The organism is Streptomyces sp. NPDC026673 (assembly GCF_040638135.1).
Lineage (GTDB): Bacteria > Actinomycetota > Actinomycetes > Streptomycetales > Streptomycetaceae > Actinacidiphila.
Map to the genome: position 1 here is coordinate 20,245 of NZ_JBEZXR010000008.1, position 23,322 is coordinate 43,566.

The window sequence follows — 23,322 nt, forward strand, 5'->3', positions numbered from 1 at the left end:
CCCTTCACGGGACTGCTCGAGGCCACCGCGGGCGGACTCTCGCGCGGCCTCGCCCGCGTCACCGGCACCGTCGTCGGCCCGTACCAGACCGCCGTCGTACGGATCGGCATCTCGCTCGCCTGGCTGCTCTTCCTGCTGCGCGAGTGGCCGCACCGACACGAGCTCTACGGGCCGGACGGCGTGTGGAGCTGGGACCTGGCGAACCGGCTCGTCACCGACAACCACGCCTTCACGGTCCTGCTGTGGAGCAGGGGCGATGTCTGGTTCGAGATCGTGTACGGGGGCGCGATCGTCGCGAGCGCGATGCTGCTGCTCGGCTGGCGTACCCGCACCGCCTCGCTGCTGTTCATGATCGGTGTCCTGTCCCTGCAGAACCGCAGTGTCTTCGTCGGGGACGGCGGAGACAACGTGATCCACCTGATGGCGATCTACCTCGTCCTCACGCGCTGCGGACAGGTCTGGTCGCTCGATTCCCGCCGCCGTGCCAAGGGCCGGGACGGCGACGGTGCGGGGATCGCGCTGTGGATCGTCCTCGGGCTGGTGCTCGCCGTGGCGCAGCTGCTCGGCCGTACCGGCCTGACCTGGACCGAGGGCATGCTGCCCTGGCTGGGCTGGACCCCGTTCCTGTGGGGTTTCCTGCTGCTCCAGGCCCTGTGGTGGGCGGCGCGGCGGTACGCGCCCGGCGAGCCGCGCGCGGTGCTCGACATCTTCGCCAACATCCTGCACGCCGCCGGTCTGCTGGTGATCGTCGTGGAGGTGTGCCTGATCTACGCCACCGCGGGCTGGTACAAGGTCCAGGGTTCGCGCTGGCAGGACGGCACCGCGCTCTACTACCCACTGCACCTGGACGACTTCAGCCCGTGGCCCGAGCTGTCCCACGCGATGGCCGCCAGCGGGCTGATGGTCATGGTGATCACCTACGGCACGGTGATCGTCCAGGTCGCCTTCCCCTTCACGCTCTTCAATCGCCGGGTGAAGAACGTGCTGCTGGCGCTGATGATCGTCGAGCACGCCTCGATCGCGGTCGTCCTCGGACTGCCGTTCTTCTCGCTGGCGATGATCGCCGCCGACGCGGTCTTCCTGCCCAGCGGCTTCCTGCGCTGGGTGGGCGACCGGGTGGCGCGCCCGCTGCGGCGCGGCGGTGGCGGGAAGCGGGAGGGAGAGCCTGCCGAGGGGCCGCAGGACGCGGTCGATGCGCAGGCCGATGCGGGGGCCGATACGAGGTCCGATACGAGGTCCGGTGCAGGGGCCGATACGGAGGCCGGGTCGCCAGGGCCGGGACCGGCCGCCGAGTCCGCCCCCTCTAACCTCGTGGTGTGAGCACCAGCCAGGACGACGCGGCCGAGCCGCTCCAGTACGACGACGGCTTCGGCCCCGAGATCGGGGTAGGGCCGCACCCGCGGCCCTGGCCGGAGGACCCGCGGTACGACCCCGAGCTGCTCGCGCACGGCGACCGCCGCAATGTGGTGGACGAGTACCGCTACTGGACGCGGGAGGCGATCGTCGCCGACCTCGACACCCGCCGCCACGATTTCCATGTCGCCGTCGAGAACTGGCAGCACGACTTCAACATCGGCTCCGTGGTGCGCACCGCCAACGCCTTCCTGGCCAAGGAGGTGCACATCGTGGGGCGGCGCCGCTGGAACCGGCGCGGCGCCATGGTGACCGACCGCTACCAGCATGTACGCCACCACCTTGACGTCGCGGCGCTGGCCGCCTGGGCGGCCGCGGAGGACCTGCCGATCATCGGGATCGACAACCTCCCCGGGGCCGTGCCGCTGGAGACCACCGAGCTGCCCCGGCGCTGCGTGCTGCTCTTCGGGCAGGAGGGGCCCGGGCTGACCGACGAGGCGTGGAAGCACTCCGCCGCGGTCTGCTCGATCGCCCAGTTCGGCTCCACGCGGTCGATCAACGCCGGCGCCGCGGCGGCCATCGCCATGCACGCCTGGATCCAGCGGTACGCGCAGGTCTCGGCACAGCGGCCCCTTCCGGAGTGACAGGGCTGCTCCGGAAGGGGCCGCTGAAGCGGGAACGGGCCGGGATCAGGCCGGGCGGCGCACCTCGATGACCCGGAAGCGGCTCGCGACGAAGGCCCCGTCGCACAGGGCCGCGTTGGCGGCGGGGTTGCCGCCCGAGCCGTGGAAGTCGGAGAAGGCGGCCGTCTGGTTGACGTACACCCCACCGGTCAGGTTGAGCGAGAGCTGCGCGGCCTCGTCCAGGCAGACCTCCTCGATCTGCCCCTCCACCTCGGCGGACGTGGTGTAGGCGCCGACGGTCATGGCGCCCTTCTCCCGCACCGTGCGGCGCAGCAGGTCGACCGAGTCCTTGGTGGAGTCCATGGCGACCGCGAAGGCCACCGGGCCGAAGCACTCCGACATGTAGGCGGCCTCGTCGTCCGGCTTGGCGCCGTCCAGCTTCACGATCACCGGGGTGCGGACCACGGCGTCCGGGAAGTCGGGGTTCGGGACCTCGCGGGAGGCGAGGGCGACCTCGCCGAGCGAGGCGGCGGCCTCCAACCGGGCCTTCACGTCGGGGTTGACCAGGGCGCCCAGCAGGGCGTTGGCCCGGGCGTCGTCGCCGAGCAGCCCGCCGACGGCGGCCGACAGATCGCCCACCAGCTCGTCGAAGCCCTTGTGGCCGTCGTCGGTGGCGATGCCCTCGCGCGGGATCAGCAGGTTCTGCGGGGTGGTGCACATCTGGCCGCTGTACAGGGACAGGGAGAAGGCCAGGTTGGAGAGCATGCCCTTGTAGTCGTCGGTGGAGTCGACGACGACCGTGTTGACGCCGGCCTTCTCGGTGAAGACCTGGGCCTGGCGGGCGTTCTCCTCCAGCCAGTCGCCGAAGGCGGTGGAGCCCGTGTAGTCGATGATGCGGACCTCGGGACGGAGCGCCAGCGTCTTGGCCAGGCCCTCTCCGGGACGCTCGGCGGCCAGGCAGACCAGGTTCGGGTCGAAGCCGGCCTCGGCGAGCACCTCGCGGGCGATCCCGACCGTCAGCGCCAGCGGCAGCACCGCGCGCGGGTGCGGCTTGACCACGACCGCGTTGCCGGTCGCCAGGGAGGCGAAGAGGCCCGGGTAGCCGTTCCAGGTGGGGAAGGTGTTGCAGCCGATCACGAGCGCGATGCCGCGCGGCACCGCGGTGAAGTCCTTGCGCAGGGCCAGCGGGTCACGCTTGCCCTGCGGCTTGACCCACTCCGCCGTGCCCGGGGTGCGGACCTGCTCCGCGTAGGCGTACGTGACGGCCTCGAGGCCGCGGTCCTGCGCGTGCGGGCCGCCGGCCTGGAAGGCCATCATGAAGGCCTGGCCGGAGGTGTGCATGACCGTGTGGGCCAGCTCCGTGGTGCGCGCGTTGATCCGGGCCAGGATCTCCAGGCAGACCAGGGCCCGCCTCTCGGGGCCGGCCTCGCGCCAGGCGGGCATCGCGGCCTTCATCGCGGGGAGCAGCACCTCGACGTCCGGGTGCGGGTACTCCACGCCCAGCTCGATGCCGTACGGGGACACCTCGCCGCCGGTCCAGCCGTCGGTGCCGGGCTGGTCCAGGTCGAAGCGGGTGCCGCGCAGGGCCTCGAACGCGGCCTGGGCGGTCTCGCCGTCCGCGTATGCCTTCGGGTGCTCGGGGTACGGGGACCAGTACTCGCGGGTACGGATCGCCTCGAGCGCCTTGTCGAGCGTCTCGCGATGCTTTTCGACCGACGGGACAGCGGTGAGATCGGCAGCCATGGGGCCAACTCCTCGTCGAGCTGGATTGGGGTGGGCAGGGTGCTGGCTTCACCGCTAGATTAACCGAATGTTCGGTCGGGACAAGGGGGCCCACCGAAGCTGTGGACAACTGGCGAGGAGCAGTGGCGGCGATGAGCGCTCTTGACCGATCCAGCACGATCGCGGTTGTCGGCACCGGCACGATGGGCCAGGGAATCGCCCAGGTCGCGCTGGTCGCGGGGCATGCCGTACGGCTCTACGACGCGGGTCCGGGCCGTGCCGAACAGGCCGAGCGGGCCATCGCGGACCGGCTGGACCGCATGGTGGAGAAGGGCCGGCTGCCCGCCGCCGACCGGGACGCGGCCCGAGGGCGGCTCTCGGCCGCCCGGGAGATCGAGGAACTGGCGGGCGTGTCGCTCGTCGTGGAGGCGATCCTGGAGGACCTGGGCGCCAAGCAGCAGCTCTTCACCGCCCTGGAGTCGGTGGTCGCCGAGGACTGCCTGCTGGCCACCAACACCTCCTCCCTGTCGGTGACCGCCGTCGGCGGCGCCCTGCGCAGGCCCGGCCGCTTCGTCGGGCTGCACTTCTTCAACCCGGCGCCGCTGCTCCCCCTGGTCGAGGTGGTCTCCGGCGCCGCCACCGACGAGGCGGCCGCCCGGACCGCGTACGACACGGCCGCCGCCTGGGGCAAGACGCCGGTGCGCTGCACCGACACCCCGGGCTTCATCGTCAACCGGATCGCCCGCCCCTTCTACGCCGAGGCCTTCCGGCTGCACGAGGAGCGCGTCGCCGACCCCGCCACCATCGACGCGGTGCTGCGGGAGAGCGGCGGCTTCCGGATGGGCCCGTTCGAGCTCACCGACCTGATCGGCCAGGACGTCAACGAGGCCGTCACCCGCTCGGTGTGGGACTCCTTCTTCCAGGACCCCAAGTTCACCCCCTCCCTCGCGCAGCGCCGGCTGGTGGAGTCCGGGCGGCTCGGCCGCAAGAGCGGTCACGGCTGGTACGACCACGCCGAGGGGGCCGCCGCCCCTGCCCCCCACACCGCCGGTCCGGAGAAGCCGCCCGCCGAGGTCACCGTCTGCATGGGCGGCCGCGGCCCGGCCGCGGTGCTGCCGCAGCTGATCGCCGAAGCGGGCATCGAGGTGCTGGACGGCGAGGTCGCCGATCCCGACGACGGGTACATCGAGCTGCCCGGCGGCGGCCGGCTCTACCTGGCGGACGGCGGCCCGGCCACCACGGGTCCGGCCGTCGACTACGTGCAGTTCGACCTGGCGCTGGACTACCGGGCGGCCACCCGGATTGCGATCGCGCCGTCCGATTCCGCGCGCCCGGAGACCGTGCAGGCGGCGATCGGCCTGTTCCAGGCGCTGGGCAAGCGGGTCAGCGTCATCGAGGACGTCCCGGGCATGATCGTCGCCCGTACCGTCGCGATGCTGGTGGACTTCGCCGCCGACGCCGTCGCCCGCGGGGTCGCCTCGCCCGAGGACATCGACGCCGCGATGCGGCTGGGCGTGAACTATCCGCGGGGCCCCCTCGCCTGGGGCGACGAGCTGGGCCCCGTGTGGGTCCGCGAGGTGCTGCGCAACCTCGACCGGGAGTGTCCCGGCGGGCGCTACGCGGCGTCCCGTCTGCTGAACCGGCGCGCGGCGGCCGAGGGGAGGCTGCTGTAATCATGGCCATGGCCCAGCGCGACACCTCCGCCCCCAAGAGGGACACCTACACCCCGGACTCGCTGCTCGCCGTGGCCGTGGAGGTCTTCATCGAGCGCGGTTACGACGGCACCTCCATGGAGCACCTGTCGCGGGCCGCCGGCATCTCCAAGTCCTCGATCTACCACCATGTGCGCGGCAAGGAGGAGCTCCTGGAGCGCGCGGTCGGCCGCGCCCTGGACGGCCTCTTCGGCATCCTGGAGGAGCCCGCCGCCCGCAGCGGGCGGGCCGTGGAGCGGCTGGAGTACGTCACGCGCCGCACCACCGAGGTGCTGATGGCGGAGCTGCCGTACGTCACGCTGCTGCTGCGTGTGCGCGGCAACACCACGACCGAGCGCTCCGCCATGGAGCGCCGCAGGGAGTTCGACCACCGGGTCGCCGACCTGCTGAAGTCGGCCGTCGCGGACGGGGATCTGCGCGGTGACGTGGAGCCCAGGCTCGCGACCAGGCTGCTCTTCGGAATGATCAACTCCATAATCGAGTGGTACCAGCCGCAGACGGCCGGTACCCGGGAGCACGACGACGCTGCGGTCGTGGATGCCGTGGTGCGGCTCGCCTTCGACGGTCTGCGCGTCTCTTGACGCTGGTCCAGACCAGCCCTCACGATCAGGGCCATGCCATTTCTCCCCCGTGCCCGCCTGTGCGCCGCCTCGGCCGCCGTCCTGCTGCTCGCCGGGTGCGGAGGGGGTGACGGCGGCGGGCAGGCCGCCGACGCCACGCCGCCGGAGGACTTCGGATGTCTCACGGCCGCGCAGGCGAAGTCCGGGTCCACCGGCTACGACGACACCGACGACAACCCCGTGGACGCGTGGTTCGCCGGCAAGGGCGACGCCGCCGTCCTGCTGATGCACCAGGCCGACGGGGACATGTGCCAGTGGATGCCGCAGGCCGACCTCCTGGTGAAGGACGGCTACCGCGTCCTGGTCGTCGACTCCAACGGCAGCGAGGTCCCCGAGGTCGTGGGCGGGGTGGCGTTCCTGCGCGGCAAGGGCGTGAAGCACGTCCTGCTCATGGGCGCGTCGAAGGGCGGCACGGCCGTCCTGGAGGGGGCCGCGTCGGTGGACCCGCCGGTCGACGCCGTGGTCGCGCTCTCCGCGCCCGAGACCTACGGGACCATGGACGCGAGCGCCGCGGTGCCCCGGCTGACCGCGCCCGTGCTCTACATGGCGGCGGCGGGGGACACCGAGTTCGCGGACTCCACCAAGGCGCTGAGCAAGGCCACGAAGAAGGCGGCCGAGAACCGGCTCGACATCGTCGGCGGACCCCAGCACGGCGTGGGCATGCTCACCTACGACCCCAATTGGGCCACTGTGACGGCCTTCCTGAGGAAGTACGCCGGATAGCCGGGTGGGGGGATGTGCGGGCGGGGCCGGCGGGCGGGGTCGCCGTCAGTCGGTCAGTACCCGGTCGGTCTCCTCGAAGACCAGCAGCGTGCGGCTGCTGAGCACCTCCGGAACCGCCTGGATGCGGGTGAGCACCAACTCCCGCAGGCTGCGGTTGTCGGGAGTGTGTACGAGCAGCAGCACGTCGAAATCGCCGCTCACCAGGGCGATGTGCGCGACCCCCGGCAGCTCCAGCAGCTTCTCGCGCACGGTGCGCCAGGAGTTCTGCACGATCTTCAGGGTGATGTACGCGGACGCGCCGTGGCCCGCGCGTTCGTGGTCGACCCGGGCCGTGAAGCCGCGGATGACCCCGTCCTCGATCAGCCGGTTGATCCGGGCGTAGGCGTTGGCACGGGACACGTGCACGCGCTCGGCCACGGAACGTATGGACGCCCTGCCGTCCTCCTGCAGATAGCGCAGGATCGCGCGGTCGATCGCGTCCAGCGGACGCACCGCAGCCGGAGCCTGTTCCGGCGCCGCCGCCTGGGGTCCCGGGGGGCCGCCCCGAGAAATTTGGGAATCCGTCACGCCCCCGAGCCTCCCTAGCATGGACGTACTGGCTCCATCTCACGGTGTGCAGAACCGTTTGTCCACAGGCGGGACGCACCTGTAGCCAAAATGCCTCCGGCGACCGAACAATCGGTAGGGGAGCGACACCCGCTCCCTCGTTCGAACACGCCCACGAGGAGGTGCTCGCGATGACCGTCCTGGACCAGCACGTCTGGCAACCCCGCACCGACCCGGCGCCGCTGCTGCCCGACCCTGAGCCGTACCGACTGCTCGGCACCCCCGAGGCAGGCGCGCTCGACGCCGGGCTGCTGACCACGATGTACGGACAGCTGGTGCGCGGCCGCCGCTACAACCGGCAGGCCACCGCGCTCACCAAGCAGGGCAGGCTGGCCGTCTACCCGTCCAGCACCGGCCAGGAGGCGTGCGAGATCGCCGCCGCGCTGGCACTGGAGCCCCAGGACTGGCTCTTCCCCAGCTATCGCGACACCCTGGCCGCCGTCGCCCGCGGCGTCGACCCCGTGGAGGCGCTGACGCTGCTGCGCGGTGACTGGCACACCGGCTACGACCCGCGCGAGCACCGGGTCGCCCCGCTCAGCACGCCGCTGGCCACCCAGCTGCCGCACGCCGTGGGCCTGGCGCACGCGGCCAGGCTCAAGGGCGACGACGTCGTCGCGCTCGCCATGGTCGGCGACGGGGGCACCAGCGAGGGCGACTTCCACGAGGCGCTGAACTTCGCCGCCGTGTGGCGCTCCCCGGTCGTCTTCCTCGTCCAGAACAACGGCTTCGCCATCTCGGTGCCGCTCGCCAAGCAGACCGCCGCCCCGTCGCTGGCCCACAAGGCCGTCGGCTACGGGATGCCCGGGCGGCTCGTCGACGGCAACGACATCGCGGCCGTCCACGCCGTGCTCACCGAGGCCGTGGCCCGCGCCCGTGAGGGCGGCGGCCCGACGCTGGTGGAGGCGATCACCTACCGGATGGACGCCCACACCAACGCCGACGACGCCACCCGCTACCGGGAGGACGCCGAGGTCGAGGCCTGGCGCGAACACGACCCGATCGCGGTGCTCGAGCGGGCCCTGCGCGAGCGCGACCTGCTCGACGATGCGATGGTCCGCGACACCGCGGAGGACGCGGAGCGGATGGCCGCCGCGCTGCGCGAGCGGATGAACGAGGACCCGGTCCTCGACCCGATGGACCTGTTCGCACACGTCTACGCCGAGCCCACCCCGCAGCTGCGCGAGCAGGCCGCGATGCTGAGGGCCGAGCTGGAGGCCGAGGCACAGTCATGAGCACCGCCACCACCGCGACCCCCGTGGCCGCCGGACGCAAGCCGGCCACCATGGCCCAGGCGCTCAACCGCGCGCTGCGCGACTCCCTCGCCGAGGACCCGTCGGTCCACCTCTTCGGCGAGGACATCGGCACCCTCGGCGGCGTCTTCCGGATCACCGACGGGCTCGCCAAGGAGTTCGGCGACAGCCGGTGCACCGACACCCCGCTCGCCGAGGCCGGCATCCTCGGCACCGCCGTGGGCATGGCGATGTACGGCATGCGCCCCGTGGTCGAGATGCAGTTCGACGCCTTCGCCTACCCGGCGTTCGAGCAGCTCGTGAGCCATGTCGCCAAGATGCGCAACCGCACGCGCGGCGCCATGCCACTGCCCCTCACCATCCGCGTGCCCTACGGCGGCGGCATCGGTGGCGTCGAGCACCACAGCGACGCCTCCGAGGCGTACTACGCGCACACCCCCGGTCTGCACGTCGTCACCCCCGCCACGGTGGCCGACGCCTACGGGCTGCTGAGGGCCTCGATCGCCTCCGACGACCCGGTGATCTTCCTCGAGCCCAAGCGGCTGTACTGGTCCAAGGCCGACTGGTCCGCGGACGCGCCGGAGGAGGTGGCCCCCATCGGCCGGGCCGTCGTCCGCCGCAGCGGCCGCTCCGCGACGCTCATCACCTACGGCCCGTCCCTCCCGGTCTGCCTGGAGGCGGCGGAGGCCGCGGTGCAGGAGGGCTGGGAGCTGGAGGTCGTCGACCTGCGCAGCCTGGTGCCCTTCGACGACGAGACGGTCGCCGCCTCGGTGCGCCGCACCGGCCGTGCGGTCGTCGTCCACGAGTCCTCCGGGTTCGGGGGCATGGGCGCCGAGATCGCCGCGCGGGTCACCGAGCGCTGCTTCCACCACCTGGAGGCCCCGGTGCTCCGGGTCGCCGGCTTCGACATCCCCTACCCGCCGCCGATGCTGGAGCGGCACCACCTGCCCGGCGTCGACCGCATCCTCGACGCGGTCGGGCGCCTGCAGTGGGAGGAGGCGTGATGGCCGTCGTCCGCGAGTTCGCCCTCCCCGACCTGGGTGAGGGGCTGACCGAGGCCGAGATCGTGCGCTGGATGGTGCAGGTCGGCGACGTCGTCGCCATCGACCAGCCGGTCGTCGAGGTCGAGACGGCCAAGGCCGTGGTCGAGGTGCCCTGCCCCTACGGCGGCGTGGTCACCGCGCGCTTCGGCGAGGAGGGCCAGACCCTCGACGTCGGGCGGCCGCTGCTGACGGTCGCTGTCGGCTCCCCCGACGAATCCGGCGCCCCCGCTTCCGCCACCCCGGCCGCCTCGGCCGACGGCGACTCCGGGTCCGGCAACGTGCTGGTCGGCTACGGCACCAGCGGCCCCGCGGCCCGGCGCCGCCGGGTTCGCCCCGCGCCGGCGGCCGTCGCTCCGCTCCCGGTGACGGCGCCCGTCCCCGTCCCCGTGGCCGTGGTCGCCGCGCCGGTCCGGCACGAGGGTCCCGTCGCCGTTATCTCCCCGCTGGTGCGGCGCAGGGCCCGTGAGCACGGTCTCGACCTGCGCGCGCTGACCGGGTCCGGCCCCGAGGGCCTGATCCTCCGCACCGACGTGGAACGGGCCATCACGGCCGCCGCGGCACCGGTCGCGGCCCCCGCCCCCGCCCCCGTCGCGGCCGCCGAGGGCACCCGCATCCCGCTGCGGGGCATCCGCGGTGCCGTGGCCGAGAAGCTCGGGCGCAGCCGGCGGGAGATCCCCGACGCCACCTGCTGGGTCGACGCCGACGCGACGGAGCTGCTGGCGGCACGGGCGGCGATGAACTCCTCGGGCGGGCCCAAGGTCTCGGTCCTCGCGCTGTTCGCGCGGATCTGCACCGCGGCCCTCGCCCGCTACCCGGATCTCAACTCCACGGTGGACACCGAGCGCGGCGAGATCGTCGTGCTGCCGGAGGTGCACATCGGCTTCGCGGCGCAGACCGATCGCGGTCTGGTCGTACCGGTCGTCCGGGACGCCCACCGGCGCAGCACCGAGGAGCTTTCGGCGGAGATCGGCCGGCTCACCGAGGCGGCCCGCTCCGGCGGACTGACCCCGGCCCAGCTGACCGGCGGCACCTTCACGCTCAACAACTACGGGGTGTTCGGAGTCGACGGCTCCACGCCGATCATCAACCACCCCGAGGCCGCGATGCTCGGTGTCGGCCGGATCACCCCCAAGCCATGGGTGCACCAAGGCGAGCTGGCGGTGCGTCAGGTGGTCCAGCTGTCGTTCACCTTCGACCACCGGGTGTGCGACGGCGGCACGGCGGGCGGCTTCCTCCGCTTCGTCGCGGACTGCGTGGAACAACCGGCGGTGCTGCTCCGGGCGGTGTGAACGCGTCACGGTGGGCGATACTCCGGGCATGACTCCGGAGCCGCGTGAGCCGCGTGACCACTCATCGCCGCGTTCGCCGTACCAGCAGCCCTACGACGCGGTCGTCCTCGCCGGCGGCGCCGCAAGGCGCCTCGGCGGGGCCGACAAGCCGGGCCTGCCGGTCGCGGGACGCGCGCTGATCGACCGCGTCCTCGACGCGTGCGCGGGCGCGGCCACGACCGTGGTCGTCGGCCCGCGCCGGGCCACCGTCCGCCCCGTGGAGTGGGCCCGAGAGGAGCCGCCGGGCGGGGGCCCGCTGCCCGCGCTCTCCGCCGGGCTGCGCGGCGTCACCGCGGACGTCGTGGTGGTGCTCGCCGCCGATCTGCCGTTCCTCTCGCGTACGACGGTTGCCTCGCTGCTCGCGGCCCTGCGCGAGGAGGACGGCGACGGGGTCGTGCTCACCGACCCCGAAGGCCGTGACCAGACGCTGGCGGCCGCCTACCGCACGGAGGCGCTGCGCCAGCACCTCGCGCTGATCGCCGCCGAGCACGGGACCCTCACCGGGCTGCCGTTGCGGCTGCTCACCGGCGAACTCGCCCTGCGGAGGCTGCCCGACCCGACCGGCCGGGCCTCCTTCGACTGCGACACCTGGGACGACCTCTCCACAGCCCGGGCCCGTATCAGGGAGCATGGGGGCGTGTTGGATGAATGGATTGCCGCAGCCAAGGCCGAACTCGGCATCGACCTCGACGTCGACATCCGTCTGCTTCTCGATCTCGCCCGCGACGCCGCGCACGGCGTCGACCGTCCCGCCGCGCCGCTGACCACCTTCCTGGTGGGCTACGCGGCGGCCACGGCCGGCGGTGGCGAGCAAGCCGTCGCGGAGGCCGTCAGGCGCGCCTCCGCGCTGGCCGAGCGGTGGGCGAAGGAAGCGGAGAGCGGGGACCCGGGCGCATGAACGTGCCTGCTACGGCGGGCGGCGCCCGGGACAGGGGTGCCGGTGACGCCGTCACCGGGGACGCCGCCGACGACGAGTTGGACGCGGCGCTCGCCCTGGCCGACGGACGGTCATCCCCGGGCGACCCCGGCAACCCCGGCGACCCCGATGACCTCGGCGGCCTCCGCGACCCCCACGGGCCCGGGCGGCCCGGACGGGACACCACCCGTCACGACCCCGGGCAGCCGCCCTCCGGCGGTGCCCGCACCGGAGTACGGTCGCCCCTGCCGCGCCCCCACGGCGGCGGACACCACGACCTGCCGTGGCCGCAGGCGCGCCGGATCGCCTGGCACGCGGCGGGCCCGCTGGGGCGGGTGACGCTGCCGCTCGCCGAGGCACTGGGGCACGCGTTGGCCGAGCCGCTGACCGCGCTCGTCGACCTGCCCTCCTTCGACACCTCCGCGATGGACGGCTGGGCCGTGGCCGGCCCCGGCCCGTGGCGGCCGGAGGGCAGCGTCCTGGCCGGCCAGCGCGCCGCGGGCCCGCTGCTCGACGGCCACGCGACCGTCATCGCCACCGGAGCCGCCCTGCCCTCCGGCGCGACGGCGGTGCTGCGCAGCGAGCACGGGCGGATCACCGACGACGGGCTGCTGCACGCGACAAGGGGCGGACCGGAGCCCGGACAGGACGTCCGGCCCCGCGGTCAGGAGTGCCGCGGGGGCGACGAGTTGCTGGCGACCGGCGTGCCGGTCACCCCGGCGGTGCTCGGCCTCGCCGCGGCGGCGGGATACGACCGGCTGGCCGTCACCGCGCGGCCCTCGGTCGAGATCCTCGTGCTGGGCGACGAGTTGCTGGACGTGGGCACGCCGGGCGGCGGCCGGGTGCGGGACGCGCTCGGCCCGCTGCTGCCGGGCTGGCTCACCGCGCTGGGGGCCGGGAAGGTCTCCGCGCGACGGCTGAAGGACGACGCCGGCCTGCTGGAGGACGCCGTCACCGCGTCCACCGCCGATCTCGTGGTGACCACGGGCGGCACCGCGGGCGGCCCCGTCGACTTCGTCCACCCCGTACTGGCCCGGATGGGCGCCCGGTTGCTGGTCGACGGCGTCGCCGTCCGCCCCGGACACCCGATGCTGCTGGCCGAACTGCCCGGCGACGGCGGCCATCTGGTGGGCCTGCCGGGGAACCCGCTGGCCGCCGTCTCCGGGGTGCTGACCCTCGCCGTCCCCCTGCTGCGCGCCCTCGCGGGCCGTACGGCCCCGGGGGCGTACGAGGCACGGCTGACCGGCGACGTGCCCGGTCACCCCACCGACACCCGTCTGGTGCCGGTGATCCTCGACGAGGAGTCGCAGGCGGCCCCGCTGCGGTTCAGCGGTCCCGCCATGCTGCGCGGCATCGCGGCGGCGGACGGCATGGCCGTCATCCCGCCCGGCGGAGCCGCCAAGGGCGACCGCACCGCCGTTCTGGAGACGGGCTGGGGGCGGCTGTGAGGGAAGCGGGCCGCGGCCGCGACCGCGCGGGCCAGTCGGGCGCCGTCGTCCACCTGCCCCGCAAGAAGGCCGCCGGCCCGCTGCGCCAGGTGGTCCGGCGGCTCGTGATGGCGTTGTTCGTCCTGGTGCTGACCGTGTTCATCGTGTACGTGGACCGGGAGGGCTACCACGACAACGCCGGCGGCCCGATGACGCTTCTGGACTGCGTCTACTACGCCACCGTCACGCTCTCCACCACCGGTTACGGGGACATCGTCCCCTACAGCGCGAGCGCCCGGCTCACCAATGTGCTCCTGGTGACCCCGCTGCGCGTGCTCTTCCTGATCATCCTGGTCGGTACCACCCTCGAAGTGCTCACCGAGCGCACCCGCGAGCAGTACCGGCAGCAGCGCTGGAGGTCCACCGTGCGCGACCACACCGTCATCGTCGGGTTCGGCACCAAGGGCCGTTCCGCGGCCAAGACACTGACCGGCCACGGCGTCCCCGCCCAGCGGATCGTGGTGATCGACCCCGAGCCCAAGGCGGTGGAGGCCGCGGTCGCGGCGGGCTTCACCGGCGTCATCGGCGACGCGACCCGCAACGACGTCCTGCTGCGCGCCGAGATCCAGCGGGCGAAGGAGCTGATCATCGCGGCGCAACGGGACGACACCGCCGTACTGGTGGCCCTCACGGCCCGTCAGCTCAGCAGGCGGATCTCGATCGTCGCCTCGGTGCGGGAGGAGGAGAACGCGCCCCTGCTGCGCCAGTCCGGTGCCGACTCCGTCGTCACCAGCTCCGGAGCGGCGGGACGGCTGCTCGGGATGTCGATGCTCAGTCCGAGCGCCGGCGAGGTGATGGAGGAGCTGATCAGCTACGGCAGCGGCCTCGATCTGATCGAGCGCCCGGTCACCAAGGCCGAGGCGGGACTGTCCCCGCGCGAGGTCGGCGATCTGGTGGTGGTGGTCAAGCGCGGTCACCGGCTGCTCGACCACGACAACCCGGAGGCGAACCCCCTTCAGCTGACCGATCGGCTCATCGCCATCCACAGGACGAGTCAGCAGGACCCGTCCCACGTCCCGCAGGGGTAGCGTCGGCCCCATGCATGCGATCACCATCCCCGAACCCGGCGGCCCCGACGCGCTCGTCTGGGCCGAGGTCCCCGATCCCGTACCCGCCGAGGGCGAGGTGCTGGTCGAGGTCGCCGCGACCGCCGTCAACCGTGCCGACCTGCTGCAGCGGCAGGGCTTCTACGACCCGCCGCCCGGCGCGTCCCCCTATCCGGGCCTGGAGTGCTCGGGCCGCATCGCCGCGATCGGCCCCGGGGTCAGCGGCTGGACCGTGGGCGAGGAGGTCTGCGCGCTGCTCGCGGGCGGCGGCTACGCCGAGAAGGTCGTCGTCCCCGCCGGGCAGCTGCTGCCGGTGCCGAAGGGAGCGGGGATCATCGAGTCCGCCGCCCTGCCGGAGGTCGTCTGCACCGTCTGGTCCAACGTCTTCATGATCGCCCACCTGCGTCCCGGCGAGACGCTGCTGGTGCACGGCGGTTCCAGCGGCATCGGCACGATGGCGATCCAGCTGGCCAAGGCGGTCGGTGCCAAGGTCGCGGTCACCGCGGGCAGCGAGGACAAGCTGGCCGCCTGCCGCGCGCTGGGTGCGGACCTCGGCATCAACTACCGCGAGCAGGACTTCACGGCCGAGGTGCGCGAGGTGTTCGGCGGCGCCGACGTCATCCTCGACATCATGGGCGCGAAGTACCTGGGCCGGAACGTCGACGCCCTCGCGGTGAACGGCCGGCTGGCCGTCATCGGCCTTCAGGGCGGGGTCAAGGGCGAACTCGACCTCGGCAGGATGCTGGCCAAGCGGGCGGCGATCACGGCCACCTCGCTGCGCGGGCGGCCACTGGAGGAGAAGGCGGCCATCGTGGCGGCGGTGCGGGAGCACGTCTGGCCCCTGCTGGAGTCCGGCACGGTGCGCCCGGTGGTGGACCGCACGTTCCCGATGCGGGACGCGGCGGAGGCGCACCGGGTGGTCGAGGCCAGCACGCACGTCGGCAAGGTGCTGCTCACCGTGTGAGCCGCTCCCGCGCGGCGGGTGGGCCCGGGTGCGACGACTGGCCGCCGGTGACGCTCCGTGTGACGCTTGGGAGCATGGAGTTGCGGAAGGTGGTCGTCGCGGCCACGGCGACCGGAGTCGTCCTCCTGGTCACCGGCGCGGCGGCCCCGCCCGCCCCGACCCCGGCGGCCTCGTCCGGGCCCGCCGGGAGCGGGCCCGGCGAGGGGCGCAGGCACCCCGGCCGGGCGGAGGCGCCGAGCTCTCCCGGCGTGGACGCCCCGGAGCCCTCCGCGCCGATCCCCGTTCACATCGAGGAGCCGCAGGATCAGGGGCCGGCCGCCGTCCGGGCGCCCGTGGGGCGGGTGCCGGAGGTGCTGCCGCTCGGTGCCGGGCTGGTGCTGATCGGGCTGGGCCTGGGCTTTCTCGCCCTGCGGCTGCGCCGCGGCCGCTGAACCCCTGGCACCTCTTGCGCCCGCCTGCGCCTTGCCCATGCCCTGGCCACGTCTTGCCCGCCGGCTGCATACTCGGTATACGTTCGCGACATGTCCATCCGACACGGCTTGCTCGCCCTCCTGGAGGGTGGTCCCCGGTACGGCTACCAGCTCCGCACGGAGTTCGAGTCGCGTACCGGATCGACCTGGCCGCTCAACGTCGGCCAGGTGTACACGACGCTGGGCAGGCTGGAGCGCGACGGCCTGGTCGCCCCCGCGGGCGAGGACGGCGCGGGGCACGCCCTGTACGCCATCACGGACCCGGGCCGCGCCGAGTTGCACGCGTGGCTGGGGCGCCCCGTCGAGTCGGCGAATCCGCCCCGCGACGAGCCGGCCATCAAGCTGGCGATGGCGGTCTGCTCGCCGGGAGCCGACCCGGCCGCGCTCATCCGGTCGCAGCGGGAGCGCACCTCCGCCGCGCTGCGGGAGTGGACGCGGCTCAGGGACCGCGCCGGGACGGACGGGCGGGACCGGCGGGACCGGCCGAACGGGCCGAACGGGCCGGAGGAGACGGCCCGGCTGCTCGTGCTGGAACGGCTGATCCTCGCGGCCGAGGCGGAACTCCGCTGGCTCGAACTCTGCGCGGACCGGCTGGCCGACGGCCGCGCGGCCGTTCCGTCCGCGAGCGATGGCGGCCGGGAGGGGTAGCGGGGGCCGACGGGGGGCACAAAAAACGGAGAGGCGCCGGTGCGCGACAATGGCGGCATGGAGATGCCGATGAACGAACGGTCGCAGGAGAGCCCGCAGGTCCTGGTCGTCGGCCCGGACGGGATGGCCCTCGGCGGCGGCGGACACGCCGGCCGCGCCGAAGAAGGCGACGAGCAGCGCGAGGTGCCCGTGACGGAGATGGTCGAACAGCCCGCGAAGGTCATGCGGATCGGCAGCATGATCAAGCAGCTCCTGGAAGAGGTCAAGGCGGCGCCCCTGGACGAGGCGAGCCGGGTGCGCCTGAAGGAGATCCACCACAGCTCGGTGAAGGAGCTGGAGGCGGGGCTCGCTCCCGAACTCGTCGAGGAACTGGAGCGGCTCTCGCTGCCCTTCGCCGAGGACGGCGTGCCGAGCGACGCGGAACTGCGGATCGCCCAGGCGCAGCTGGTGGGTTGGCTGGAGGGCCTCTTCCACGGCATCCAGACCGCCCTGTTCGCCCAGCAGATGGCCGCCCGCGCCCAGTTGGAGCAGATGCGCCGCGCCCTGCCGCCCGGTGTGGGCCACGACGGCGACGAGGACGGACAGGCTCCGGGCGGCGCGCGCACCGGCCCGTACCTCTGATCGGTCGGCGGCGGGACGGTACGTACGCGTAGGTACAGACGGCGGGGACCCGTGGGGTCACCCGCCGTCCTTCGTTGCCGCCGGTCTGCCGGTCTGCCGGTCTGCCGGTCTGCCGGTCTGCCGGTCTGCCGGTCCGCCGGGGGCGGCCGGCGGGCCCGCTCAGCCGCCCTTGCCGGTGGACACCCAGATGGTGATCTTGTCCTTGGCCGGCTTCAGGGTGTTCAGGCTCTTGGGCTTCTGGTCGACGACCGCGCCCTTCCCGTAGATCTGCTCGTTGCGGTACTTGATCTCGTAGCGCCACCCGGCCGCGTCCATGCAGGACTTCACCGAGTCGATGTACTTGGTGAAGAAGTCCGGCATGTTCACCGCGTCCGGGTCGTCGTCCAGATAGCCCTTGGTGGCCTCGGTGCAGCGGGAAGGATCGATCGTACGGGTCTGGTCGGCCTCGCTGACGCCCGGCTCGGGTTCGTCGGCGCCCCCCGACGACGAGGACGTCTCGCCGCGGTCGGTGGCCGGAGCGCTGCCCCGGGAATCGTAGGTGGGCGTGCCGCCGGTGCCGTCGGGGTCCTGGTTGCCCCCCGGGTTGCCCAGCCAGATGATGACGCCGACCACGATCACCGCGATCACGGCGACCGTGGCGCCGATGGCGACGACCGCCGTCGAGGCCCCGCCGCCCCTGCGGCCGCCGCCGGCCGGGGTGCCGGGGCGCATCGTGTACGGCGGGGAGGCGTGCTGCTGCACGGCGTGCGGGTGCGGCTGGTGCGGGGAGTGCGGGGAGTTCTGCGGGTATCCGTAGGACGGGCCGGGCGGCGGGGTGCGTGCGGGACCGCCCTGGCCGCCGGTGCCCCAGCGCTGCTGGGGCTGCGGCTGGTGCTGGGGCTGGTGCTGGGACTGGTGTTGGGACTGCGGCTGGTGCTGGGACTGGTGTTGAGGCTGCGGCTGGTGCTGCGGATAGGGCGCCGGGGGCTGGTACGGCGTCCGCACGTTCGGCGGCGGGGTGCGCAGATCCCCCTGCACCGGCGGGAAGACCGCCGAGGAGACCTCCTCGCCGCGGCCGCGGGGCCGCGGCCCCCCGCCGATGATCAGCGGTGTGGTGCCGGCTCCGTGCACCGGGGCGGCGACCCGGTCCGCCTCGTCGCGCATGGCGTCGGCGGTGGGGAAGCGTTCGGCGGGGTTCTTCTTCAGGGCGCGCGCGACGAGCGCGTCGACACCCGGAGGCACGGCCCGGTTGAGTTCCGACGGGGCCTGCGGAACCTCCTGCACATGTTGGTAGGCGATGGAGAGCGGCGAGTCGCCGTCGAACGGCAGGCGCCCGGTGAGCAACTCGAAGAGCAGGCAGCCCACCGAGTACAGGTCGGACCGCTCGTCCACACCCCGTCCCAGCGCCTGTTCCGGCGACAGGTACTGCGGGGTGCCGACCACCATGCCGGTCTGGGTCATCGACGAGACGCCGGACTGCATCGCGCGGGCGATGCCGAAGTCCATCACCTTCACCACGCCGCGCTTGGTCAGCATGACGTTGCCGGGCTTGATGTCCCGGTGCACCAGCCCCATGCTGTGGCTCTCGGAGAGCGCCGCCAGCACGTCCGCGGTGATCTTCAGCGCCTTCTCCGTGGGCATCGCGCCGAACCGCGCGATGTCCTCGTCGAGCAGCGTGCGCAGCGGCTTGCCCTCGACGTACTCCATGACGATGTACGGCACGAGCGCGCCGTCGACGGTGTCCTCGCCGGAGTCGAAGACCGAGACGATGTTGGTGTGGTTGAGCTTGGCGACGGCCTGCGCCTCACGCCGGAACCGCTCGCGGAAGGACTGCTCCCGGCCGAGGTCCGTGTGCAGTGTCTTGACGGCCACCGACCGGTCCAGCACTGTGTCGTGTGCCAGGTGCACCGCGGCCATGCCGCCCTGACCCAGCAGGTCGCGGAGGACATAGCGACCGCCACCGACCGAACGCCCCGAATGAGTGCCCCGCGTGCCGTCCCCGCTCATCCGCACCCGTCCCCTTGACGTTCCCCCTGAGCGCACCGCGCGTACGCACAAGACAGTTGTCCCGATCCTGCCCGCCCAGTCTGCCCGACGGCCTGGACAGGTCAAGTTCGTTGACCTGTTCGTCACCGGATGCGTATGAATCCCTTCACCGGTGGCACGGGCGCGCGTCCACCGCGGAACGCGGTAGCGTGGTGCGCTGGAGGACCCTGTACGGCGACGATCGACGGCGAGGACTGATGGCACAGACGACAGCCGCCGGGGGCCCTGAAGAGCCCTCTGCCGACGGCCGGGGCGTGCCCGACTCGCCCGAGCAGTGGGGCGCCGGAGGCCTGGTCGGTGACGGCCGCTACCGGCTCACCCGCCGCCTCGGCCGCGGCGGCATGGCCGAGGTGTTCGCGGCCGAGGACGTCCGCCTGGGGCGGACCGTGGCCGTGAAGCTGCTCCGGTCCGACCTCGCCGAGGACCCGGTCTCCAAGGCCCGCTTCACGCGCGAGGCGCAGTCGGTCGCCGGGCTCAACCACCACGCGGTGGTCGCGGTGTACGACTCGGGCGAGGACATCACAGCGGGCGGCACCGTGCCGTACATCGTGATGGAGCTGGTCGAGGGCCGCACGATCCGCGAGCTGCTGCTCGGCTCCGACGAGCCGCCGCCGGTCGACCAGGCCCTCATCATCGTCTCGGGCGTGCTGGAGGCGCTGGCGTACAGCCACGCGCACGGCATCGTCCACCGGGACATCAAGCCCGCGAACGTGATCATCACCAACACCGGCGCGGTGAAGGTGATGGACTTCGGCATCGCCCGGGCGCTGCACGGCGCCTCGACCACCATGACGCAGACCGGCATGGTCATGGGCACCCCGCAGTACCTGTCGCCGGAGCAGGCGCTCGGGAAGACGGTCGACACCCGCTCCGACCTGTACGCGACGGGCTGCCTGCTCTACGAACTGCTCGCACTGCGCCCGCCGTTCACGGGCGAGACCCCGCTGTCGGTGGTCTACCAGCACGTCCAGGACGAACCGCGCCCGCCGTCCGAGACGAGCGGCCGGGTGCCGCCGGAGCTGGACGGGCTGGTGCTGCACGCGCTGGCCAAGCACCCGGACGACCGCTTCCAGACCGCCGAGGAGATGCGCGGCGTCGTCCAGTACGCGCTGACCATGCTCACCGAGCAGGGCGGCCACACCGGCACGTGGAACACCGGGTTGGTGCCCGCCCCGGCCGCGCCGACGGCGCCCATGGGCGTCCCGCCCCAGTACGGGCAGCACTCCCAGCACACCACCGCCGAACTGCAGCCCCCGCTGCTGCTCGGACCGCCCGGCGGCGACGGCGGTGACCGCGGTTACGGCGACGGACGCCCTCCGGGCGGGGGCGGCCGCTGGGTCAAGCCGGCGCTGTTCGTGGTGGCGGCGGTGCTCGCGGTCGCGCTCGGCATCTACTTCGCCGCCTCCAACACGGGCGAGAAGAAGCCCCCGGCGGAGAAGGTGACGCCGACTCAGTCGCAGCCGGAGAAGCCGACGTCGCAGCCGACCGAGGACGATTCCACGGGCGGTACGCAGGACAGCACCGGCGGCTTCACGGAGAAGCCGACCCCCACCTCGACCCCGTCGTACACGCGGCCGACCTCGGAGGCGCCCGCGACCTCCGCGCCGCCGACCAAGGAGCCGAGCGCCCCGGCCACCTCCGCGCCGCCCACGCCGACGCCGTCCGAGACCCCGTCCGAGTCCGCGAGCGGCGGCACGGCCGGCACCGAGGGCGCGGACGCCGGTGCGGTCGGCGGCTGACCGCCGGGTCAGCCCGTGAAGGCCTCCCGCACGGCCTCGTACGCCGCGGTCCACCAGACGACCAGGGCGGACGAGGCCGGGAAGAGGGGATCGGTTCTTCGGTCGTCGAGGACGTAGCGCCAGCGCAGCATCCAGAAGTCGTTGAGCCGCTCCCACCACACCCGGTGCACGGCCGCGGCCAGTTCGTCCTCGGGCACGGCCGCGGCGTCGCGGTAGGCCCGGGCGTAGGCGCGGATCTTGTCCAGGTCGAGGGCGCCGCCGGGCTGTACGAAGAAGATCACGGCGGCCCGTACCGCCTCCTCGGCGCGCGGCTGCACGCCGAGCCGGTCCCAGTCGACGATGGCGACCGGTTCGTCCTCGCGGTAGAGCAGGTTGAGCGGGTGGAAGTCGCCGTGCACCCAGCCGGAGACCGGTCCGGCGGCGTCCGGGGGGCGGCGGTGGGCGTGACGTTCCAGCAGGGCGCGCCGCTCCAGCAGCCGGTGCTCGGCCAGTTCGTCGAAGGTCTCGCGCGGCGCGCGGGCGCGTACCCGCCGCAGCAGGGCCGCGATCAGCGCGTACGTCAGTTGCGGGTCGGCGCTGGCGTGCCGGCCCGGCTCGGGCGCGGGCTGCACCCGGGCCAGCGTGGAGTGGACGAGACCGAGGAGCGCGCCCAGGCGGCCGGAGTCGGCCGCGGTCAGTTCGCTGCCGTCGCGGTGCCGCCCCTCGACCCACGGGTAGAGGGCGTAGCAGCGGCCGCCGAGCACGGCCACGGTGCGGCCGTCGGCGTCGGGGAGCGGCGGGGCGACGGGCAGGCCCACCTCGTCCAGGCGCTGGGTCGCGCGGTGCTGGCGGGCGATGACGGCGGTGTCGCTGGTGGCGCCGTCAACGTACAGCTTGAGGAAGTAGCGGCCGCGGGTGGTGGCCAGCCGGAATCCCCGGTTCAGCAAGCCCTGGGCAACGGGTTCGCAGGACAGCGGGGCGCCGGCGTCCGCGTATCGGCGCAGCAGGGTGTCCAGAGTCCCGGCGGAGGGCGGCGCCGTCGCCGAACTCCCGATCACCTGGCAGATGCTAGATCATTCCGGTGGTGGACTCGCGGGTCGAGGCGTACGTACACATGGCCCGGGGCTCGGCTTGTATCGTTTTGAGGCTCTGTGCCGAAGAGCGCCCGCTGGGCTGTCGAGGGTTCGAAGGCCTCGGCCGTCCCGAGGAACTGCACCGCCCAGCCCGCGTCCAGGTCGTCCGCCTGGTAGGCGACGACCGTGCCCTCCACGCCCCATGAGCGCTCGGTGCGGATCAGCACGGAGCCGTCGGCGACGACGTGCCGTGCCACGGCGATGTACGGCAGGGCCCCCCGCGTCAGCGCCAGCCGCCCGTACCGAACCCTTCCCAGCAGCGCCAGCGCAGCGCGCCCCTCGAATTCCATGGGCACCACCTTGCCGGGCCGGCCCCCCGGAGGCGCAGAGCACTCCGCCCCCACCTCCGGGGCCGATGGTCCCTGATGGGGCCATACCGCCTCAACCGGCAGAATCCGGTACCGGCAGGCCCAGCACGCGGTCGCGCAGCACGGGGAAGTCCGCCCGCGTCTTCGTGACGAGGCCGGGGTCGAGGTCGGCGGTGAGGACCTCCTCCCCCGGGCCCGCCTCGGCGACGACGGCTCCCCACGGGTCGACGACGACGCTGTGCCCGGCCAGCTCCACCCCGGCGTGGGTGCCCGCGGTGCCGCAGGCCACCACATAGGCCTGTGCCTCGATCGCGCGGGCCCGGGCCAGGAGCGTCCAGTGCTCGCGGCGCCGCTCGGGCCAGCCGGCCGGGACGACCATGATCGTGGCGCCGGCGTCCACCAGCAGCCGGAACTGCTCGGGGAAGCGCAGGTCGTAGCAGGTGGCGAGGCCGACCGGGACGCCCTGGACGTCGGCGGTGACGATGCGGTCGCCGCCGCTCATGATCACGGCCTCGCCGCGGTCGAAGCCGAAGCGGTGGATCTTGCGGTAGGTCGCGCGCAGTTCGCCGTCGGGGGAGAAGAGCAGCGAGGTGTTGTAGAGCGCGCCGTCGGCGGCGCGCTCGACGATCGACCCCGCGTGCAGCCAGACGCCCGCGTCGAGCGCGGCGGCGCTCATGATCTCCGCGGTGGGACCGTGGACCGGCTCGGCCTCTGGCTGGAAAAGATCGGCCGCGAAGGCGCCGACCGGCCACAGTTCGGGCAGAACGACCAGGTCCGACCCGGCTTGTTCGCGGACGAGCGCCGCGACCCGTTCACGCCGGGCGGGTACGGCTTCGCCGGGGTCGACGTCGATCTGGAGCAGGGAAACGCGCACAGTACCACCGCCCATGAGTTCGGCACGTTCTGACGGGCCTACGATCGTCACACGAAAGCACTCCCGTGGTGTCACTGCGCAGCGTAATTTAAGGCGCACACCACGACCGCGCACCGACCGTCGAGGGGTCCC

22 protein-coding genes are annotated in these 23,322 nt (G+C 73.3%); 16 read left to right on the forward strand and 6 right to left on the reverse strand.

Annotated elements, in window-relative coordinates; all coding sequences use genetic code 11:
• The first annotated feature begins 12 nt into the window (after nt 1–12).
• Both AB0F62_RS08910 and AB0F62_RS08915 read left to right on the forward strand, forming a co-directional pair.
• Nucleotides 13–1,320, forward strand: coding sequence for an HTTM domain-containing protein (locus tag AB0F62_RS08910; protein WP_361794512.1), 1,308 nt, complete (start codon nt 13–15; stop codon nt 1,318–1,320).
• Nucleotides 1,317–1,997 carry a TrmH family RNA methyltransferase gene (locus AB0F62_RS08915; RefSeq protein WP_361794087.1) on the forward strand — a complete coding sequence of 227 codons (681 nt, stop codon included), beginning with the start codon at nt 1,317–1,319 and terminating at the stop codon, nt 1,995–1,997. The genes AB0F62_RS08910 and AB0F62_RS08915 overlap by 4 nt, the downstream gene beginning before the upstream one ends.
• 45 nt (nt 1,998–2,042) lie before the next feature.
• Here AB0F62_RS08915 and paaN read toward each other — a convergent pair whose 3' ends face one another.
• Nucleotides 2,043–3,719: a phenylacetic acid degradation protein PaaN gene (paaN, locus tag AB0F62_RS08920; RefSeq protein WP_361794090.1), complete on the reverse strand. Its 1,677-nt coding sequence runs from the start codon at nt 3,717–3,719 to the stop codon at nt 2,043–2,045.
• Nucleotides 3,720–3,850: 131 nt separating this feature from the next.
• Here paaN and AB0F62_RS08925 point away from each other — a divergent pair, with 131 nt between their 5' ends.
• The 3 genes from AB0F62_RS08925 to AB0F62_RS08935 are packed head-to-tail and all read left to right on the forward strand — an operon-like array spanning nt 3,851 to nt 6,753.
• On the forward strand, nt 3,851–5,371 hold the full coding sequence (locus AB0F62_RS08925; RefSeq protein WP_361794093.1) for a 3-hydroxyacyl-CoA dehydrogenase: 1,521 nt from the start codon (nt 3,851–3,853) through the stop codon (nt 5,369–5,371).
• Nucleotides 5,372–5,373: 2 nt separating this feature from the next.
• Nucleotides 5,374–5,991, forward strand: a complete 618-nt coding sequence (locus tag AB0F62_RS08930) for a TetR/AcrR family transcriptional regulator (RefSeq protein WP_361794096.1) — start codon at nt 5,374–5,376, stop codon at nt 5,989–5,991.
• 33 nt (nt 5,992–6,024) lie between these two features.
• Nucleotides 6,025–6,753 (forward strand): hypothetical protein, encoded by a 729-nt coding sequence (locus AB0F62_RS08935; protein WP_361794099.1) that lies wholly within the window; start codon nt 6,025–6,027, stop codon nt 6,751–6,753.
• A gap of 45 nt (nt 6,754–6,798) precedes the next feature.
• On the opposite strand, the gene AB0F62_RS08940 is transcribed toward AB0F62_RS08935, so the two are convergent.
• Complete coding sequence (locus AB0F62_RS08940; RefSeq protein ID WP_361794102.1) at nt 6,799–7,341, reverse strand: Lrp/AsnC family transcriptional regulator; 543 nt, start codon at nt 7,339–7,341, stop codon at nt 6,799–6,801.
• A gap of 149 nt (nt 7,342–7,490) precedes the next feature.
• Here AB0F62_RS08940 and pdhA point away from each other — a divergent pair, with 149 nt between their 5' ends.
• The 10 genes from pdhA (at nt 7,491) to AB0F62_RS08990 (ending at nt 17,132) form a co-directional block, all read left to right on the forward strand.
• Complete coding sequence (gene pdhA, locus AB0F62_RS08945; RefSeq protein ID WP_361794105.1) at nt 7,491–8,591, forward strand: pyruvate dehydrogenase (acetyl-transferring) E1 component subunit alpha; 1,101 nt, start codon at nt 7,491–7,493, stop codon at nt 8,589–8,591.
• Nucleotides 8,588–9,613, forward strand: coding sequence for an alpha-ketoacid dehydrogenase subunit beta (locus AB0F62_RS08950; protein ID WP_361794108.1), 1,026 nt, complete (start codon nt 8,588–8,590; stop codon nt 9,611–9,613). Before pdhA ends, AB0F62_RS08950 begins: the two co-directional genes overlap by 4 nt.
• Nucleotides 9,613–10,941 carry a dihydrolipoamide acetyltransferase family protein gene (locus tag AB0F62_RS08955; protein WP_361794111.1) on the forward strand — a complete coding sequence of 443 codons (1,329 nt, stop codon included), beginning with the start codon at nt 9,613–9,615 and terminating at the stop codon, nt 10,939–10,941. Before AB0F62_RS08950 ends, AB0F62_RS08955 begins: the two co-directional genes overlap by 1 nt.
• 28 nt (nt 10,942–10,969) lie before the next feature.
• Nucleotides 10,970–11,878: an NTP transferase domain-containing protein gene (locus AB0F62_RS08960; protein ID WP_361794114.1), complete on the forward strand. Its 909-nt coding sequence runs from the start codon at nt 10,970–10,972 to the stop codon at nt 11,876–11,878.
• On the forward strand, nt 11,875–13,344 hold the full coding sequence (locus tag AB0F62_RS08965; protein WP_361794117.1) for a molybdopterin molybdotransferase MoeA: 1,470 nt from the start codon (nt 11,875–11,877) through the stop codon (nt 13,342–13,344). Before AB0F62_RS08960 ends, AB0F62_RS08965 begins: the two co-directional genes overlap by 4 nt.
• Entirely contained in the window at nt 13,341–14,411 is a 1,071-nt protein-coding gene (locus AB0F62_RS08970) for a potassium channel family protein (RefSeq protein WP_361794120.1), read from the forward strand. The genes AB0F62_RS08965 and AB0F62_RS08970 overlap by 4 nt, the downstream gene beginning before the upstream one ends.
• Nucleotides 14,412–14,421: 10 nt before the next feature.
• Complete coding sequence (locus AB0F62_RS08975; protein WP_361794123.1) at nt 14,422–15,393, forward strand: NAD(P)H-quinone oxidoreductase; 972 nt, start codon at nt 14,422–14,424, stop codon at nt 15,391–15,393.
• Between the two features lie 74 nt (nt 15,394–15,467).
• Nucleotides 15,468–15,824 (forward strand): hypothetical protein, encoded by a 357-nt coding sequence (locus tag AB0F62_RS08980; RefSeq protein ID WP_361794126.1) that lies wholly within the window; start codon nt 15,468–15,470, stop codon nt 15,822–15,824.
• Nucleotides 15,825–15,914: 90 nt separating this feature from the next.
• Nucleotides 15,915–16,511 (forward strand): PadR family transcriptional regulator, encoded by a 597-nt coding sequence (locus tag AB0F62_RS08985; RefSeq protein WP_361794129.1) that lies wholly within the window; start codon nt 15,915–15,917, stop codon nt 16,509–16,511.
• A 57-nt stretch (nt 16,512–16,568) separates the two neighbouring features.
• The gene (locus AB0F62_RS08990; RefSeq protein WP_361794132.1) at nt 16,569–17,132 is read left to right on the forward strand and encodes a bacterial proteasome activator family protein; all 564 of its coding nucleotides are present in this window, start codon (nt 16,569–16,571) and stop codon (nt 17,130–17,132) included.
• Nucleotides 17,133–17,291: 159 nt separating this feature from the next.
• Here the strand turns inward: AB0F62_RS08990 and AB0F62_RS08995 are convergent, their stop codons facing one another.
• Nucleotides 17,292–19,118, reverse strand: a complete 1,827-nt coding sequence (locus AB0F62_RS08995) for a protein kinase (protein ID WP_361794135.1) — start codon at nt 19,116–19,118, stop codon at nt 17,292–17,294.
• A gap of 236 nt (nt 19,119–19,354) precedes the next feature.
• Between AB0F62_RS08995 and AB0F62_RS09000 the strand changes: the two genes are divergently transcribed.
• Nucleotides 19,355–20,896, forward strand: coding sequence for a protein kinase (locus tag AB0F62_RS09000; protein ID WP_361794138.1), 1,542 nt, complete (start codon nt 19,355–19,357; stop codon nt 20,894–20,896).
• An 8-nt stretch (nt 20,897–20,904) separates the two neighbouring features.
• Here AB0F62_RS09000 and AB0F62_RS09005 read toward each other — a convergent pair whose 3' ends face one another.
• From AB0F62_RS09005 to AB0F62_RS09015, 3 genes are all read right to left on the reverse strand, one after another.
• Nucleotides 20,905–21,933 carry a phosphotransferase gene (locus tag AB0F62_RS09005; protein ID WP_361794141.1) on the reverse strand — a complete coding sequence of 343 codons (1,029 nt, stop codon included), beginning with the start codon at nt 21,931–21,933 and terminating at the stop codon, nt 20,905–20,907.
• On the reverse strand, nt 21,930–22,298 hold the full coding sequence (locus AB0F62_RS09010; protein WP_361794144.1) for a pyridoxamine 5'-phosphate oxidase family protein: 369 nt from the start codon (nt 22,296–22,298) through the stop codon (nt 21,930–21,932). Before AB0F62_RS09010 ends, AB0F62_RS09005 begins: the two co-directional genes overlap by 4 nt.
• A gap of 91 nt (nt 22,299–22,389) precedes the next feature.
• Entirely contained in the window at nt 22,390–23,190 is an 801-nt protein-coding gene (locus AB0F62_RS09015) for a carbon-nitrogen family hydrolase (RefSeq protein ID WP_361794147.1), read from the reverse strand.
• Between the last annotated feature and the right edge of the window lie 132 nt (nt 23,191–23,322).

What these genes read in the sequence shown, in the direction of transcription:
- AB0F62_RS08925 (WP_361794093.1), top strand. Translation starts at nt 3,851, where the DNA reads ATGAGCGCTCTTGACCGATCCAGCACGATCGCGGTTGTCGGCACCGGC.
- paaN (WP_361794090.1), bottom strand. Translation starts at nt 3,719, where the DNA reads ATGGCTGCCGATCTCACCGCTGTCCCGTCGGTCGAAAAGCATCGCGAG.
- AB0F62_RS08990 (WP_361794132.1), top strand. Translation starts at nt 16,569, where the DNA reads ATGGAGATGCCGATGAACGAACGGTCGCAGGAGAGCCCGCAGGTCCTG.
- AB0F62_RS08995 (WP_361794135.1), bottom strand. Translation starts at nt 19,118, where the DNA reads ATGAGCGGGGACGGCACGCGGGGCACTCATTCGGGGCGTTCGGTCGGT.
- AB0F62_RS08975 (WP_361794123.1), top strand. Translation starts at nt 14,422, where the DNA reads ATGCATGCGATCACCATCCCCGAACCCGGCGGCCCCGACGCGCTCGTC.
- AB0F62_RS09010 (WP_361794144.1), bottom strand. Translation starts at nt 22,298, where the DNA reads ATGGAATTCGAGGGGCGCGCTGCGCTGGCGCTGCTGGGAAGGGTTCGG.
- AB0F62_RS08935 (WP_361794099.1), top strand. Translation starts at nt 6,025, where the DNA reads ATGCCATTTCTCCCCCGTGCCCGCCTGTGCGCCGCCTCGGCCGCCGTC.
- AB0F62_RS09000 (WP_361794138.1), top strand. Translation starts at nt 19,355, where the DNA reads ATGGCACAGACGACAGCCGCCGGGGGCCCTGAAGAGCCCTCTGCCGAC.
- pdhA (WP_361794105.1), top strand. Translation starts at nt 7,491, where the DNA reads ATGACCGTCCTGGACCAGCACGTCTGGCAACCCCGCACCGACCCGGCG.
- AB0F62_RS08960 (WP_361794114.1), top strand. Translation starts at nt 10,970, where the DNA reads ATGACTCCGGAGCCGCGTGAGCCGCGTGACCACTCATCGCCGCGTTCG.
- AB0F62_RS08940 (WP_361794102.1), bottom strand. Translation starts at nt 7,341, where the DNA reads ATGCTAGGGAGGCTCGGGGGCGTGACGGATTCCCAAATTTCTCGGGGC.
- AB0F62_RS08980 (WP_361794126.1), top strand. Translation starts at nt 15,468, where the DNA reads ATGGAGTTGCGGAAGGTGGTCGTCGCGGCCACGGCGACCGGAGTCGTC.
- AB0F62_RS08965 (WP_361794117.1), top strand. Translation starts at nt 11,875, where the DNA reads ATGAACGTGCCTGCTACGGCGGGCGGCGCCCGGGACAGGGGTGCCGGT.
- AB0F62_RS08955 (WP_361794111.1), top strand. Translation starts at nt 9,613, where the DNA reads ATGGCCGTCGTCCGCGAGTTCGCCCTCCCCGACCTGGGTGAGGGGCTG.
- AB0F62_RS08930 (WP_361794096.1), top strand. Translation starts at nt 5,374, where the DNA reads ATGGCCATGGCCCAGCGCGACACCTCCGCCCCCAAGAGGGACACCTAC.
- AB0F62_RS08985 (WP_361794129.1), top strand. Translation starts at nt 15,915, where the DNA reads ATGTCCATCCGACACGGCTTGCTCGCCCTCCTGGAGGGTGGTCCCCGG.
- AB0F62_RS08950 (WP_361794108.1), top strand. Translation starts at nt 8,588, where the DNA reads ATGAGCACCGCCACCACCGCGACCCCCGTGGCCGCCGGACGCAAGCCG.